This is a genomic window from Micromonospora lupini str. Lupac 08 (assembly GCF_000297395.2).
Taxonomy (GTDB): Bacteria; Actinomycetota; Actinomycetes; order Mycobacteriales; family Micromonosporaceae; genus Micromonospora; species Micromonospora lupini.
The window spans coordinates 6,088,900-6,103,457 of sequence record NZ_HF570108.1 but is presented as its reverse complement, the minus strand read 5'-3'; the positions used below and the strand labels follow the sequence as shown (position 1 = coordinate 6,103,457).

At 71.4% G+C, this 14,558-nt stretch carries 13 protein-coding genes; 7 read left to right on the top strand and 6 right to left on the bottom strand.

Going from position 1 to position 14,558, the window contains the following annotated elements; translation table 11 throughout:
- Nucleotides 1–44 precede the first annotated feature (44 nt).
- Nucleotides 45–893: a 3-hydroxyacyl-CoA dehydrogenase family protein gene (locus tag MILUP08_RS28910; RefSeq protein WP_007464502.1), complete on the top strand. Its 849-nt coding sequence runs from the start codon at nucleotides 45–47 to the stop codon at nucleotides 891–893.
- Nucleotides 894–935: 42 nt separating this feature from the next.
- On the opposite strand, the gene MILUP08_RS28905 is transcribed toward MILUP08_RS28910, so the two are convergent.
- Nucleotides 936–1,781, bottom strand: a complete 846-nt coding sequence (locus tag MILUP08_RS28905; RefSeq protein ID WP_007464501.1) for an ABC transporter permease — start codon at nucleotides 1,779–1,781, stop codon at nucleotides 936–938.
- A complete protein-coding gene (locus MILUP08_RS28900) occupies nucleotides 1,778–2,629 on the bottom strand; it encodes an ABC transporter ATP-binding protein (RefSeq protein ID WP_007464499.1) in 852 nt (283 codons plus the stop codon). The genes MILUP08_RS28905 and MILUP08_RS28900 overlap by 4 nt, the downstream gene beginning before the upstream one ends.
- 151 nt (nucleotides 2,630–2,780) lie before the next feature.
- Between MILUP08_RS28900 and MILUP08_RS28895 the strand changes: the two genes are divergently transcribed.
- Nucleotides 2,781–4,781, top strand: a complete 2,001-nt coding sequence (locus tag MILUP08_RS28895) for a protein meaA (RefSeq protein WP_007464497.1) — start codon at nucleotides 2,781–2,783, stop codon at nucleotides 4,779–4,781.
- A gap of 32 nt (nucleotides 4,782–4,813) precedes the next feature.
- Here MILUP08_RS28895 and MILUP08_RS28890 read toward each other — a convergent pair whose 3' ends face one another.
- On the bottom strand, nucleotides 4,814–5,110 hold the full coding sequence (locus tag MILUP08_RS28890) for a DUF1540 domain-containing protein (RefSeq protein ID WP_007464495.1): 297 nt from the start codon (nucleotides 5,108–5,110) through the stop codon (nucleotides 4,814–4,816).
- 705 nt (nucleotides 5,111–5,815) lie between these two features.
- On the opposite strand from MILUP08_RS28890, the gene MILUP08_RS28885 reads away from it, so the two are divergent.
- Nucleotides 5,816–6,376 (top strand): hypothetical protein, encoded by a 561-nt coding sequence (locus MILUP08_RS28885; RefSeq protein ID WP_007456619.1) that lies wholly within the window; start codon nucleotides 5,816–5,818, stop codon nucleotides 6,374–6,376.
- A gap of 580 nt (nucleotides 6,377–6,956) precedes the next feature.
- Here MILUP08_RS28885 and MILUP08_RS28880 read toward each other — a convergent pair.
- On the bottom strand, nucleotides 6,957–7,574 hold the full coding sequence (locus tag MILUP08_RS28880) for a DUF4126 domain-containing protein (RefSeq protein ID WP_007464493.1): 618 nt from the start codon (nucleotides 7,572–7,574) through the stop codon (nucleotides 6,957–6,959).
- Nucleotides 7,575–7,645: 71 nt separating this feature from the next.
- Here MILUP08_RS28880 and nucS point away from each other — a divergent pair, with 71 nt between their 5' ends.
- Complete coding sequence (gene nucS / locus MILUP08_RS28875) at nucleotides 7,646–8,305, top strand: endonuclease NucS (protein WP_039908963.1); 660 nt, start codon at nucleotides 7,646–7,648, stop codon at nucleotides 8,303–8,305.
- Nucleotides 8,306–8,332: 27 nt separating this feature from the next.
- Here nucS and MILUP08_RS28870 read toward each other — a convergent pair whose 3' ends face one another.
- Both MILUP08_RS28870 and MILUP08_RS28865 read right to left on the bottom strand, forming a co-directional pair.
- Entirely contained in the window at nucleotides 8,333–8,992 is a 660-nt protein-coding gene (locus MILUP08_RS28870) for an SAM-dependent methyltransferase (protein WP_007464488.1), read from the bottom strand.
- Nucleotides 8,993–9,071: 79 nt separating this feature from the next.
- Nucleotides 9,072–10,568: an aldehyde dehydrogenase family protein gene (locus MILUP08_RS28865; protein WP_007464486.1), complete on the bottom strand. Its 1,497-nt coding sequence runs from the start codon at nucleotides 10,566–10,568 to the stop codon at nucleotides 9,072–9,074.
- A 255-nt stretch (nucleotides 10,569–10,823) separates the two neighbouring features.
- Between MILUP08_RS28865 and MILUP08_RS28860 the strand changes: the two genes are divergently transcribed.
- The 3 genes from MILUP08_RS28860 to MILUP08_RS28850 all read left to right on the top strand — a co-directional run bounded on the left by MILUP08_RS28860 (nucleotide 10,824) and on the right by MILUP08_RS28850 (nucleotide 14,531).
- A complete protein-coding gene (locus MILUP08_RS28860) occupies nucleotides 10,824–11,240 on the top strand; it encodes an FHA domain-containing protein (protein WP_007464484.1) in 417 nt (138 codons plus the stop codon).
- 219 nt (nucleotides 11,241–11,459) lie between these two features.
- Nucleotides 11,460–12,614: an alpha/beta fold hydrolase gene (locus tag MILUP08_RS28855; RefSeq protein ID WP_039906777.1), complete on the top strand. Its 1,155-nt coding sequence runs from the start codon at nucleotides 11,460–11,462 to the stop codon at nucleotides 12,612–12,614.
- A 126-nt stretch (nucleotides 12,615–12,740) separates the two neighbouring features.
- Nucleotides 12,741–14,531, top strand: coding sequence for a 3-hydroxyacyl-CoA dehydrogenase family protein (locus MILUP08_RS28850; RefSeq protein WP_007464479.1), 1,791 nt, complete (start codon nucleotides 12,741–12,743; stop codon nucleotides 14,529–14,531).
- The last annotated feature ends 27 nt before the right edge of the window (nucleotides 14,532–14,558 follow it).

Genomic DNA, 14,558 nt, shown 5'->3' with positions numbered 1-14,558 from the left:
ACTAGGGTGCAGGTAGGCACTCAATCGCAGCGAGGGAGAAGCAGATGGCGGGTCGACTCGCGGTCGTCGGGGCCGGGCTGATGGGCTCCGGCATCGCCCAGGTGGCGGCGCAGGCGGGCTGGCAGGTGACACTGCGCGACCTGGACGACGCGGCCACCACCCGAGGGCTCGGCGGCATCCGGAAGTCGCTGGAGAAGTTCGCCGAGAAGGGCAAGATCGAGGCGTCCGACGTCGAGGCGACGCTCGCGCGGATCACCCCGACCACCGATCTGGAGGCGGCCGCCGACGCGGACATCGTGGTCGAGGCGGTCTTCGAGCGGCTGGACATCAAGCACGAGGTGTTCCGCGCCCTCGACAAGATCTGCAAGTCCGACGCGGTGCTCGCCACCAACACGTCGGCGATTCCGGTCACCCAGATCGCCGCGGTGACCGAGCGGCCGGAGGCCGTCGTCGGCACCCACTTCTTCTCGCCGGTGCCGATGATGCAGCTCTGCGAACTGGTGCGCGGCTACAAGACCAGCGACGCCACGCTCGCCACCGTGCGGGCCTTCGCCGAGGAGATCGGCAAGACGGTCGTGGTGGTCAACCGGGACATCGCCGGCTTCGTCACCACCCGGCTGATCTCCGCCCTGGTGGTGGAGGCGGTCAAGCTGGTCGAGGCCGGCGTGGTGTCGGCCGAGGACCTGGACACCGCCTGCCGGCTGGGCTTCGGGCACGCCATGGGCCCGCTGGCCACCACCGACCTGACCGGCGTGGACGTGCTGCTGCACGCCTCGAAGAACATCTACACCGACACGGCGGACGAGAAGTTCTTCCCGCCGGAGCTGCTCCAGCGCATGGTCACCGCCGGCGACCTGGGCCGCAAGACCGGCAAGGGCTTCTACACGTACTGAGCGTCGCGACGACCGGGGCGGGCACCCGCCCCGGTCGACCGCTCAGCCGTCGCGCTTGGTGGTCCAGCGGAACGTGGTCAGGCAGAGCACCAGGCCGATCACGCACCACAGGGCGAGCACCAGCGCCACCCGGCCCAGCTCGAACGACCCGCCCGGCTCCTGGGCGCCGAAGCTCTCCGGCAGGAAGACCGCGCGCAGCCCCTGGCACATCCACTTGAGCGGGAACAGCGCCGCCACCTGCTGCATCCAGGTCGGCAGGTCGGTGAAGACGAAGAACACCCCGGAGATGAACTGGAGCACCAGAGCGACCGGGGTGACCACCGCCGAGCCACTGCGGGCGGTGCGGGCCAGCGACGAGATGGCGATGCCGCACAGCGTGCACGCGGTCACCCCGAGCACGGACACCCAACCGAAGGTGAACCACTTCCCGGCGGTGCCGGGCAGGTCAAGGTCGAACAGCGCCACCGCGACGGCAAGCAGCAGCGCGGTCTCGGCGATGCCGATCGCCACCACCATGATCACCTTGCCGGCGAACCAGACCCACTTCGGCATGGGCGTGCCCCGGTAGCGCTTGAGCACGCCCCGGTCCCGCTCGATCGGAATCCAGATGCCGAGGTTCTGGAAGCTCACCGTCATCAGGCCGGTCGCGATCATGCCGGTGATGAAGTACTGGGTGAACCGGACCCCGCCGCCGATCGTGCCGTGGAAGATCGACGCGAAGATCAGGATCATGATGATGGGGAAGCCCATCGTGAAGACCACGGACTCCCGGCTGCGCAGGAACTGGGTGATCTCCAGCCGGCCCTGGCGCAGGGCCAGGGCGCCGCCGCCCGGCCGCCGGCCGTGGCTCGCGGCGACAGGCGTCGCCGGCTTCGTCGTGGTCGTCATCGCGAGTGTCCGATCATCGTGAGGTAGACGTCCTCCAGAGTCGGCCGGGTCACCGTGAGTCCGGGGACCTCACCGCCGTGACGCGCGGCCAGGTCGGCCACGAAGGCCGTCGGCGTCGCGCTCTGCGCGCTCTCCAACGCGCCTTCCGGGGTACGCCAGGAGACGGTCGCGAGGGCCTCCTGGCGATTGCCCAGCCGGTTGGGTGCGGCCACCTCGACCAGCCGACCGCCGGCGATCACGCCGACCCGGTCGGCGAGGGCCTCGGCCTCGTCCAGGTAGTGGGTGGTGAGCACGATCGTGGTGCCGGCGGCGGCGAGGTCGCGGATCAGCTCCCAGAACTCGCGGCGGGCCTCCGGGTCGAAGCCGGTGGTCGGCTCGTCGAGGAAGAGCAGCTCGGGGCGGCCGATGATGCCCAGCGCCACGTCGAGACGGCGCTTCTGACCACCGGACAGGGTGTGCGTCCGCGCCTTCGCCTTGCCGGTCAGCCCGACCCGCTCGATCACCTTGTCCGGGTCGTCGGCGTCGGGATAGAAGCCGGAGAAGTGTCGGACCACCTCGGCCACGGTCAGCTCGTCGAACTCGCCCGTGCCCTGCAGCACGATGCCGACGCGCGAGCGCCAGTCGGGGGTGGGGTGGGCCGGGTCCGCGCCGAGCACGGAGACCTCACCCGCGTCGCGACGCCGGTAGCCCTCCAGGATCTCCACGGTGGTGGTCTTGCCGGCGCCGTTCGGGCCGAGCAACGCGAACACCTCGCCCCGGTGGACGTCGAGGTCCACGCCCGCCACCGCCACGTTGTCGCCGTACGCCTTGCGCAGCCCTCGGACGGAGATGGCCAGCTCGTCTTCCATGACGTCAAGTGTGCGTCCTGGTCGGGGCTGCCCGCTGCCCGGGGTGTGGCGGTCAGCGCCACTGCGCGTATTTGACACCCCGGCGTCCGCGACATGGACGTGTGTGGTTTTCCACAGCCTGTTTTACTGAACGGTAACTTAGACTCCGGCCATGGATGAGACGCCGACCCGGTTGCCCGAGCGGGACCGCCCGTGGGTGATGCGCACGTACGCCGGTCACTCGTCGGCCGCCGCGACCAACGCCCTCTTCCGCCGCAACCTCGCCAAGGGCCAGACCGGCCTGTCGGTCGCCTTCGACCTGCCCACCCAGACGGGGTACGACCCCGACCACGAACTCGCCGCCGGTGAGGTCGGCCGGGTCGGCGTGCCGGTGGCCCACCTGGGCGACATGCGGGCGCTCTTCGACGGCATCCCGCTCGCCGAGATGAACACCTCCATGACGATCAACGCCCCGGCGATGTGGCTGCTGGCCCTGTACGGCACGGTCGGCCTCGAACAGGACGCCGAGCTGGCCCGCTGCTCCGGCACCACCCAGAACGACATCATCAAGGAGTACCTGTCCCGGGGGACGTACATCTTCCCGCCGGCCGCGTCGCTGCGGCTCACCGCCGACGTGGTGGCGTACACGCTGCGGGAGATGCCCCGGTGGAACCCGGTCAACATCTGCTCGTACCACCTCCAGGAGGCCGGCGCCACGCCCGTGCAGGAGGTCGGTTTCGCCCTGGCGACCGCGGTCGCCGTGCTCGACGCGGTCCGTGACTCCGGTCAGGTGCCGGCCGAGCGGATGGGCGACGTGGTCCAGCGGGTCTCGTTCTTCGTCAACGCCGGCGTGCGCTTCGTCGAGGAGATCGCCAAGATGCGCGCGTTCGGCGTGCTCTGGGACGAGATCACCCGCGAGCGGTACGGGGTGACCGACGCCCGGCAGCGGCGGTTCCGCTACGGCGTACAGGTCAACTCGCTCGGCCTCACCGAGGCGCAGCCGGAGAACAACATCCAGCGCATCGTGTTGGAGATGCTCGGCGTGACGATGTCCCGCGACGCCCGGGCCCGCGCCGTGCAGCTGCCCGCCTGGAACGAGGCGCTCGGCCTGCCCCGCCCGTGGGACCAGCAGTGGTCGCTGCGGATGCAGCAGGTCCTGGCGTACGAGTCGGACCTGCTCGAATATCCCGACCTCTTCGCCGGCTCGCACGTGATGACCGCGCTGGTCGACGAGATCGTCACCGGAGCGCGCGTCGAGCTGGACAAGGTGCTGGAGCTGGGCGGGGTGGTCGCCGCCGTGGAGACCGGCTACCTCAAGAGCGCGCTTGTCGCCTCGCTTGCCGAACGCCGCCGCCGGATCGAGTCCGGCGCCGACGTGGTCGTCGGCGTCAACAGGTACGTCGAGACCGAACCCTCCCCGCTGACCGCCGCCGGAGCGGAGGCCGTCGAACAGGTCGACCCCGCGGTCGAGGCGGCCGCCGTGGAGGGCGTACGCCGGTGGCGTGCCGGTCGGGACGACGCGGCGGTCGACGCGGCACTGGCCCGGCTCCGTGCGGACGCCGCGACCATCGCCAACCTGATGCCGGCCACCCTGGAGTGCGTGCGGGCCGGGGTGACCACCGGCGAGTGGGCGGGCGCGCTGCGCCAGCTCTTCGGCGAGTACCGCGCGCCCACCGGACTGGCCGGCGCCACCGTGAGCGGCGGCGACCCGGGCCTCGCGGCCGTCCGGGAGCGGGTCACCGCCACGGCGCGCGAGCTGGGCAGCGGTCGGCTACGGCTGCTGGTCGGCAAACCCGGCCTGGACGGGCACTCCAACGGCGCGGAACAGATCGCGGTACGCGCCCGCGACGCCGGCTTCGAGGTCGTCTACCAGGGCATCCGGCTGACCGCCGGGCAGATCGTGGCCGCCGCCGTCGAGGAGGACGTCGACCTGGTGGGGCTCTCCGTGCTGTCCGGCTCGCACCTGGCCGCCGTACCCGCCGTCCTCGACGGGCTGCGCGCCGCCGGCCGGGCGGACCTGCCGGTGGTGGTGGGTGGCATCATCCCCGCCGGCGACGCCGACACCCTGCGCGCCGCCGGGGTGGCCCGGGTCTTCACCCCGAAGGACTTCGCCCTCACCGGCATCATCGACGACCTGGTGACGGTCATCCGGAACGCCAACGACCTGCCCTGACCGTGCCGCCGGGCGGCCCCGCTGCCGGTCGGTCAGCGACCGGCGTACGTCATGCAGTCGGCCATGTCGTTGTCCGGGCCGACCCTGATCGACGACGCGTGGCACTCCAACTGCTCGTTGTGCCGACAGTCGGAACGCTGGCAGGCGCCCACCTGGGCGGTGAGGCCGTCCACCCCGCCACGGACGGGCGACTCGACGAAGGTGTGGCAGTGCGCGTGGTCCATGCTGCCGATGGTGATCGCGAAGGCGTGGCAGTCACCGCCCTGGTTGTACGCACACGCCGCGACCACACACTCCTGGACCCGGGGCATCTCCATCGCTGTGGTCATGCCAACCTCCTTAGGTTCTTGCCCCGATTCTAGGCATTTGCCGGTCTCCGGAGACCCGATATGTCCGGCGACCGATCGGCCCCGGCGGCAGCGCCGGTCGGGCCGCTCGCGCCGTCCTGACGGGGTCGTCGGGTTTGGCGTGATCAACACGAGTTCGCTGATATCGGGGCTTCCCGCTGTGGCGGATGCCCCGATATCGGCGAACCCGTGTCGATCACCGCCCGCCGTCCGGTCCGGCCGTCACTGGACGGACGGGCTGGGCAGAATGTCCCTTTCTGGGGTCGCCCGGGTGTGACCGGGTGCATCCGTGGGCCGGAATCGTGGCGGGCCCGGGGTCGTCACACACCCTGACGATCGCAGGACCACGGCCACCCGCCCCGCCCGCTTTCCGGGTGGGAATGGCAGGCCCGGGCAGGTCGTTGCAGACGCCCGAACGTCCGCTGGCCCGCTGACGCGACCGGCTCGATCCGGTGACCCAGGCGGGCCGGCCCCGGGAATGACCCCGGCCCGACGGTCGTTACACACGGTCCCGGCGCCACGAGCCCCCGCTCGCAGGCCGCCACCCCGGGCGCCGCGAGCCCCGCTCGCCGGCCGCCGACCCGAAGACTTTCCCCCCTTTTGTGCAGCGCCGGACGAGGTGCTCACACCCGCGCCACCGCTTCCCCCTGGTGCGTGGGTGTTCCTACCCCCGAAGGAGCTACCCCCATGAACACGATCTTCCGTAAGAGCATGCTGTCGGTTGCTGGTCTCGCGTTCGCCGGTGGTGTCTTCGCCGGCCCGATCGCCGCCCACGCCAACCCCGTCGACGCCAAGCCCGTCGCGGTGGCCGTGCAGAGCGCGGCGCCGAAGCCGCAGGGCGACCAGTCGCACATCACCCTCAACGACGAGCAGACCGCCAACGTCAAGGCGATCATCGCCGCCACGAAGAAGGCCGGCCTGCCCGAACGCGCCGCCGTCATCTCCATCGCCACCAGCCTGCAGGAGTCGAAGCTGGAGAACCTGGGCCACCTCGGCGACGCCAACGACCACGACTCGCTGGGCCTGTTCCAGCAGCGCCCCACCTCGGGTTGGGGCACGCCGGAGCAGATCACCAACCCCGAGTACTCCACCACCGCGTTCCTCAAGGGCCTCAAGCAGGTCGACGGGTGGCAGGACATGCCCCTGACCGAGGCCGCGCAGACCGTCCAGGTGTCGGCGTACCCCGACGCGTACGCCCAGTGGGAGCAGCAGGCCACCGACCTGGTCGGCCAGCACTGGAACAGCTGACCCACCGCACGACCCGACCGACTGGCCGGCATCCCACACCCGGGGGTGCCGGCCAGCGGCATGCCCAGCCACCGGCCATTGACCTGCCGCCAACCCGATGCGGGGGACGCCGGCCACCGGCATGTCCGGCCCTCGATCGCTGACCTGGCCGGCACCCCGATCCCGGGATGCCGGCCACCGGCATGTCCAGCCACCGGCCACTTGACCTGGCCGCCATCCCGAGCCCGGGACGCCGGCCACCGGCGCCCCCAGCCCCAGCCCACCAACCTGGCCGGCGCCTCGGCCTCGCCTGGCCGCAGATCTTGGACAGTTTCCGTCCGGGCGAAACGGAAACTGTCCAAGATCTCGACGGTCCGAGCGCCAAGGTCCGCGCGGACTTGAGCCGAGACCGGAATCGGGCCGGTCGGTGTGCTTGCGAGACTGCGGGATGGGTGACGGCCACCGACAGGGCCGGCCGATGGCAGGAGTTGACATCCCCGCCCGGTCCGAAAGTCGGAGCTGGCGTCCCGCAGCCCGACTGCGGCAGAGCCGGCGCGGCCGAGCCGCCGCACCGGCCAGCCCGTCGGAAGGCCCGCTCGGTTCAGACGCGGAAACCGGCGGCGCGGGCCGCCTCGCGTTCCCGGCGGCGTTCGGATCGCCGACGGAAGAACCAGTAGATGAAGACGACCAGGCCCACCAGGAAGGCGAGCACCAGAACCGGCAGGATGATCGCGATCAGGGAGACGACCACGCTCGTCGCGTCCTCGGCGGTGCTGGCGACCGGGGCGCCGAACCCGGCGGTGGTCGCGTTGACCACTGGCCGCGCGGCGGACTTGAGCAGGTGTACGCCGAAGGCGAGCAGGACGCCGGTGGCCACGGGCACCCACTGGTGGGAGGTGAAGAAACTCCCCGGGTCGCTGACGGTCACGGTCTCCGAGGACGAGCCGGCGCCGAAGGCGAGGCCGCCGGCGGTGGGACGGACGACGGTCTGCACCACGTCGTTGATGTGGTCGACCACTGGCACCTTGTCCGCCACCATCTCGACGGCGAGCAGGACGGCCAGGATGACGATGACCCAGCCGTTGCCGAGCCACGTCCAGCCGCTGGGTAGGTCGATGAGGTCGCTGTAGCGGGCGAGCAGACCGAGGACGAGAAGGGGTATGTAGGCGTTCAGCCCCGCCGAGGCGGCGAGGCCGGTGCCGGTGAGGACTTCGAACACCGTCTCAGCATCGCACCGACGCGCCAGTGCCGCTCGGTGGTGGTGACCGGGTGCTCGGCTACCCTCGTCGGGTGCGGTTGGTCATTGCGAAGTGCTCGGTGGACTACGTCGGACGGCTCTCGGCTCACCTGCCGCCGGCCACCCGGCTGTTGATGGTGAAGGCGGACGGGTCGGTGTCCATCCATGCCGACGATCGTGCGTACAAGCCGCTGAACTGGATGAGCCCGCCGTGTCGGCTGGAGGAGGCCCCCGGCGTGTGGCGGGTGGTCAACAAGGCCGGCGAGGAGCTGCGGATCACCCTGGAGGAGGTCTTCCAGGACACCTCGTACGAGCTGGGTGTGGATCCCGGCCTGCGCAAGGACGGGGTGGAGGCGCACCTGCAGGAGTTGCTGGCTGCCAACCCGGGTGTGCTGGGCGAGGGGTACACGTTGGTGCGCCGCGAGTACATGACGGCGATCGGGCCGGTGGATCTGCTGTGCCGCGACGCCAACTCCGGCGCCGTCGCCGTCGAGATCAAGCGGCGTGGCGAGATCGACGGGGTGGAGCAGTTGACCCGCTACCTCGAACTGATGAACCGTGATCCGCTGCTCAGCCCGGTCACCGGGGTCTTCGCGGCCCAGGAGATCAAGCCGCAGGCCCGGGTGCTCGCCGCCGATCGCGGCATCCGGTGCGTGGTCGTCAACTACGACCGGCTGCGCGGCATCGAGAAGGACGAGCTGACCCTCTTCTGATCCGACCCCGGACCCCGGACTGGCCGCTCACGCCCCGGTTCGTACGGCGATCAGGGACTTCGGCAGGCCGGCCACCCGCTCGATGAGCATCCGCGAGTCGGGGAAGTAGTGGCGCATCTGCGAGCGGTCCAGCAACTCGGTCCAGAGCACCTGGTGGATGGCGGCTTCGTGGCTGCGGGTCGGTTTGTGCCCGAGGGGCCAGCGGCGGGCTAGCGCGGTGCGCAGCCGGATCGGCAGGAACTGCATCCCGGGTGCGATCCAGTGCGGCTCGATGGGGAAGTAGCGGTAGGGCGTCTGCACCCAGTGGCGATCGGCAAGTGACCTCGTCGCGGCGGCGAAGCGCAGTCGGCGTTCGTGCCCGCCGACGTGCTCCAGCACCGAGTTGGAGAAGACCAGGTCGTAGGTGCCGTTGACGACGTGGGCCGGCAGGTCGCAGGCGTCGGCCTGTTCGACGTGGGCCCATTCCGGCACCGCGGCGGGCGGTTGCTCCAGGTTGACCACTGTCACCCGGGCCGGTCGGACGGTGGCGCGGTGCCAGGTGCCGAGCCGGCCGCCGAGGTCGACGACGTGCATGTCCCCGATGTCGGGGAAGGTGCGCGCCAGCCAGTCCGAACGACGACGCCGCTGCCGGGCGCTCCACGACTGGTCACTGTCGACAAGGCGGTGGCGCAATCGATTGTGGCCCATTTAACGCAATGTACCGCCGCGAGTACGACGTATAAACATGTGGATACGCCGATCAGGGTCCAGATCGGCTATCCGACACTCACCTGCCGTACATCACCTTGATGGCCTTGACGAGGCGCGCCACGTCGGTGGGGGTGCGTTCGAAGGTCATCGACGGCAGCAGCGACCGTGCCCGACGGCGGGTGATGGCCTTGGCGCGGCCGAATTCGCGCAGGCCGTCCTCGCCGTGGATCCGCCCGAAGCCGGAGTCGCCGACACCACCGAACGGCAGGGTGGACATCCCGGCGAAGGTCAGGGTCGAGTTGATCGAGGCCATCCCGGAGCGCAGGCGCCGCGCGATGGCCAGCGCGCGCTGCCGGCCGAAGACCGAACCCCCCAGGCCGTACGACAATGCGTTTGCGCGGGCGACGGCCTCGTCGGCGTCGCGGACCCGGCTGATGGTCAGCGTCGGGCCGAAGGTCTCCTCGCGGACGGCTGCCGACTCCTCCGGGACGTCCACAAGCACTGTCGGATGCACGTACGGGGGCTGCACCGCGTCGGGGCCGCCGAGCACGGCGCGACCGCCGGAGCTGACCGCGGCCTCGATGTGTCGCCGGATCACGTCGATCTGGCCGGGCATGGTGATCGGGCCGATGTCGGTGCCCTCCGGGCCCACGGTCAGCCGGCCGGCGCGGGCGACGACCTTGTCGACGAAGGCGTCGAAGACCGGGTCGACGGCGTAGACCCGTTCGATGCCGATGCAGGTCTGGCCGGCGTTGGTCATGGCGCCCCAGACGCACGCCTCGGCGGCGGCGTCCAGGTTGGCGTCGCTGTCGACGATCATGGCGTCCTTGCCGCCGCCCTCGATCAGCACCGGGGTCAGCGTCTCGGCGCAGGCGGCCATCACCTTGCGGGCGGTCGCGGTGGAGCCGGTGAAGGCCACCTTGTCGACGCCGGAGCGGCAGAGCGCCGCGCCCACGTCCCCGAGGCCGTGCACGGCCGTGAACACCTGCTGCTCGGGCACCACCTCGGCGAAGGTGTCCACCAGCCACTGGCCGACGACGGGCGTGTACTCGCTGGGCTTGAGCACGACGGCGTTGCCGGCGGCCAGGGCGTACGCGGCGGAGCCGATCGGGGTGAAGACCGGATAGTTCCACGGGCCGATCACGCCGACGACGCCGAACGGCTGGTATTCCAGGTGCCCGGAGAACTCGGCGAGGATGAGCCGCGACCGGACCCGGCGTGGACCGAGCACCCGAGCGGCGTTGCGGGCCGCCCAGTCGATGTGCTCGATCGCGGTGACGACCTCGACGATGGCGTCGGGGACCGGCTTGCCGCCCTCGACGTGCATCAGTTCGGCGAGCTGCTCGATCCGCTGGGCGAGCAGCGCGCGCCAGCTCAGCAGCCGTTGCCGGCGGCCGGTGAAACCCAGGCCGGCCCACCACTCGCTGGCGGCGCGCGCCTGGTCGACGGCCTGGCGTACGGCGGCCTCGGTGGCGACGGGAAGGCGGCCGGCTTCGATGCCGGTGGCCGGACTGGTGGAGACCAGCTCGTCCGCCTCGATGCGAGGGGTGCCGGGGGCATGCACAGCCGTCATGGCGGAAGTCTAGACCCGAGGATTACTCACCGGTAGGCCACATTTCGACTCGCGGGGACGGGAGTCGCGTTGACCCGTCCACTCGTTGATCAGTGCAGGTCAGGCCCCGGGTGCCGGAGGCCGGCCGCCCGAATCGTCGAACGGTGGGTGGCCGGGAGGTGGCGATGAGGTGACCGGCCGGTCGGTATTGACGATTACCGTCTGATGGCAGGCTGACGCGCGGAGTAACGGTGTGGGGTGGAGGGCTGACTGTCCATGGAGGAACATCCGGAACTGCTGCCGTTGTTGACGGTCGCCGGTGGGCCGATGCGCGGAGCGAGCTTTCGCTTACGGGTCGAGCCGCAGGTGATCGGTCGAGCGCCGAGCGGGCACGTGGTCATCAACGATCCGCACCTGAGTCGCCGGCACGCCGAGGTGTGGCTGGCCCCGGAGGGTGCGTCGCTGCGTGACCTGGGCTCGACCAACGGCACCTGGCTCAACGACCGCCGGATCACCGAGGTGGAGCGCCTCTCCGACGGTGACGTGATCCGGATCGGCCGCACCGAGCTGCGCCTGTTCGACCCGGGGGTCGCGCACACGGATCCGGTCGGGTTGAGCTTCGGTCCGTCCCGGCGGGACATCCGACCGACGCTGCCGCTGCCCCTGGCCACGCCGCCGACCGCCCGCCGCTGAACGCCGGGCCCTCGGGTCCGCCGCCGGCCGGGTCCGCGGGTCCGCCGGGTGCGCCGGGTCCGCCGGGACCGCCGAAGCCGCCGGGTACGCGGGTCCGCCGGGTCCGCCGGGCCCGCCGGGACTGCCGGGACCGCGTGGCGGTCGGCCACACCGGGCGGCGTCGCCGGGTGGCTGGCCGGCACCTGGACCGGCGGAGAGCGGCGTGGCAGCATGCCGCGGATGGAGAGCGAGCGGCGGGTCGTGACGGCGAACGGCACCACCCAGGCGGTACGGGTGGCCGGCCCGCCCGACGGCACTCCGGTGCTGCTGATCCACGGCAACTGCTCGTCCTCGCTGTTCTGGGAGCCGTTGGTCCGGCGGCTGCCGCCGACGCTGCGGGTCGTGGCACCCGACCTGCGGGGGTACGGCGACTCCGCGACCGCTCCCGTGAACGCCACGCGGGGCCTGCGGGACTTCGCCGACGACATCGCCGCCCTGCTGGACGACCCGACGCTCTTCGCCAACGCCAACGCCAGCAGCGGCGCCAACAGCAGCGCCAGCGCCGGCAACGCCGCCGGCAGCAGCAGCGCCGGCAGTAGCAGCAACGCCAACGCCAGCAGCGGCCTGCCCGTGGTGGTCGGGCACTCCCTCGGCGGGGGAGTGGCGATGCGGTTGCTCGTCGACCATCCGCACCGGGTGGGCGCGCTGCTGCTGGCCGCGCCGGTGTCGCCGTACGGCTTCGGTGGCACGCGCGACCTGACCGGCACGCCGACCACCCCGGACTTCGCCGGTACCGGCGCGGGCACGGCCAACCCGGACTTCGTCGCGCGGCTCGCCGCCGGTGACCGTGGCGCCGACGCGCCGGCCAGCCCGCGTGCCGTGCTGCGGGCGACCTACGTGGCCGATCCCGCCGCGCTGGGCGGCGACGAGGAGTTGCTGTTGGACAGCCTGCTGTCCACGGCGACAGGCGAGGACAACTACCCCGGTACGGCGGTGCCGTCGGCGAACTGGCCGGGTACCGCGCCGGGGGAGCGGGGCGTGCTCAACGCGCTCGCCCCGACCTGGTTCCGGCTCGCCGACGACCTCGTCGCCGTCGCCCACAAGCCGCCGGTCACCTGGGTACGCGGGGACGCCGACGTGATCGTCTCGGACACGTCGCTGTTCGACCTGGCGTACCTGGGTTCGCTGGGTGTCGTGCCCGGCTGGCCGGGGGAGGAGTCCTGCCCGCCGCAGCCGATGGTCGGCCAGACCCGTGCCGTGCTGGAGCGGTACGCGGCGGCCGGCGGCGCGTACCGCGAGGTGGTGTTGCCCGGCTGCGGGCACAGCCCGCACCTGGAACGCCCGGCGGAGTTCGTCGCGGAGTTGCTGGCGCTGACCGGCGTGCCCGCCGTCTAGCGGCCTTCCGCCGTCGGCGGTGAAATAGGCCACGGCGTCTCGACAACTCAGCGTCACGTGGCAGACTCGCGCGCATAACCTTAGCGGCCGTTCAGTGGCCGTGCGGAGTGTCTGGGGAGGCCGGTCGTGGCGCGCGAGTTCAGCACCGTGGGTGTGGTGGGGCTGGGCACCATGGGTGCCGGCATCGTCGAGGTCTTCGCCCGCAACGGCATCGACGTGCTCGCGGTCGAGATCTCCGAGTCGGCGTTGGAGCGCGGCCGGGCCACCCTGACCGGCTCCACCGATCGCGCCGTGGCAAAGGGCAAGCTCGCCGAGGCGGACCGGGACGCGCTGCACGAGCGCGTGCGCTTCGCGGTGGGGCTGGACGCCCTGCACTCCGTGGACCTGGTGATCGAGGCGGTGCCCGAGCACCTGGACCTCAAGCAGCGGATCTTCGCGGAGCTGGACCGGGTCTGCCGGCCGGACACCATCCTCGCCACCAACACCTCGTCGTTGAGCGTCACCGAGATCTCGGTCGCCACCACCCGGCCCAACCAGGTGATCGGCATCCACTTCTTCAACCCCGCGCCGGTGATGAAGCTGGTCGAGGTGGTCCGCACGGTCGTCACCGCGCCCGAGGTGGTCGCCGACGTCGAGGCGCTGTGCGCCCGGCTGGGCAAGGTCGACGTCACCATCAACGACCGGGCCGGCTTCATCGCCAACGCGCTGCTCTTCGGCTACCTCAACCACGCGGTCGCCATGGTCGAGTCGCACTACGCGACCCGGGAGGACATCGACGCCGCGATGAAGCTCGGCTGCGGCCTGCCGATGGGTCCGCTGGCGCTGATGGACCTGATCGGCCTGGACACCGCGTACGAGATCCTGGACACGATGTACCGGCGCGGTGGGCGGGACCGCCGGCACGCCCCCGTGCCGCTGCTCAAGCAGATGGTGACGGCGGGGCTGCTCGGTCGGAAGTCCGGTAGGGGTTTCTACACCTACCAGCGGCCGGGCTCCCCTGTCGTCGTACCGGATGAGGCGACGCCGCCGGCCGCGGAGGCCGCGCTCGCCGACGGCGCGCGCGCCATCACGAAGGTGGGCGTGGTGGGTTCCGGGACGATGGCCACCGGGATCATCGAGGTGTTCGCGAAGGCCGGCTACGAGGTCGTGTCGGTGACCCGGGGCGCGGAGAAGTCCGCGGCGGTCTGCGAGGCCGTGAAGACCTCGCTGAACAAGGGCGTGGTGCGCGGCAGGCTCGCCGAGGCCGACCGGGACGCCGCGCTCGGCCGGATCAGTTGGTCGGCCACGCTCGACCACCTCGCCGACGTGGACCTGGTGGTCGAGGCGGTCGTCGAGGAGCTGAGCGTGAAGAAGGCGCTCTTCGCCAGCCTCGACGAGATCTGCAAGCCGGGCGTGGTGCTGGCCACCACCACCTCGTCCCTGCCGGTGATCGACGTGGCGATGGCCACCCAGCGGCCGGCCGACGTGGTGGGCCTGCACTTCTTCAACCCGGCGCCGGTCATGCCGCTGGTCGAGGTCGTCCGGACCATCCGCACCTCGCCGGAGGCCACCGCCACCGCGCGGGCGGTCTGCGCCGCGCTGGGCAAGACCGGCGTGGTCTGCGGCGACCGGTCCGGGTTCATCGTCAACGCGCTGCTCTTCCCCTACCTGAACGACGCGGTGAAGATGCTTGAGGCCAGCTACTCCACGGCCGACGACATCGACCACGCCATGAAGCTGGGCTGCGGCTACCCGATGGGCCCGTTCGAGCTGCTCGACGTGGTGGGGCTGGACGTCGCGCTGGCCATCCAGCGCGAGCTGTACCTGGAGCTGCGCGAGCCGGGCTTCGCGCCCGCGCCGCTGCTGGAGCACCTGGTCACCGCCGGCTACCTGGGCCGCAAGACCCGCCGCGGGTTCCGCGACCACTCGCACCGCTGACCGGGTCAACGTCGGACGGTCCCTGCC

Bases quoted from the DNA above. Each gene is read 5' to 3' on its own strand.
- MILUP08_RS28910 (WP_007464502.1), top strand. From the start codon at position 45: ATGGCGGGTCGACTCGCGGTCGTCGGGGCCGGGCTGATGGGCTCCGGC.
- MILUP08_RS28905 (WP_007464501.1), bottom strand. From the start codon at position 1,781: ATGACGACCACGACGAAGCCGGCGACGCCTGTCGCCGCGAGCCACGGC.
- MILUP08_RS28900 (WP_007464499.1), bottom strand. From the start codon at position 2,629: ATGGAAGACGAGCTGGCCATCTCCGTCCGAGGGCTGCGCAAGGCGTAC.
- MILUP08_RS28895 (WP_007464497.1), top strand. From the start codon at position 2,781: ATGGATGAGACGCCGACCCGGTTGCCCGAGCGGGACCGCCCGTGGGTG.
- MILUP08_RS28890 (WP_007464495.1), bottom strand. From the start codon at position 5,110: ATGACCACAGCGATGGAGATGCCCCGGGTCCAGGAGTGTGTGGTCGCG.
- MILUP08_RS28885 (WP_007456619.1), top strand. From the start codon at position 5,816: ATGAACACGATCTTCCGTAAGAGCATGCTGTCGGTTGCTGGTCTCGCG.
- MILUP08_RS28870 (WP_007464488.1), bottom strand. From the start codon at position 8,992: ATGGGCCACAATCGATTGCGCCACCGCCTTGTCGACAGTGACCAGTCG.
- MILUP08_RS28865 (WP_007464486.1), bottom strand. From the start codon at position 10,568: ATGACGGCTGTGCATGCCCCCGGCACCCCTCGCATCGAGGCGGACGAG.
- MILUP08_RS28860 (WP_007464484.1), top strand. From the start codon at position 10,824: ATGGAGGAACATCCGGAACTGCTGCCGTTGTTGACGGTCGCCGGTGGG.
- MILUP08_RS28855 (WP_039906777.1), top strand. From the start codon at position 11,460: ATGGAGAGCGAGCGGCGGGTCGTGACGGCGAACGGCACCACCCAGGCG.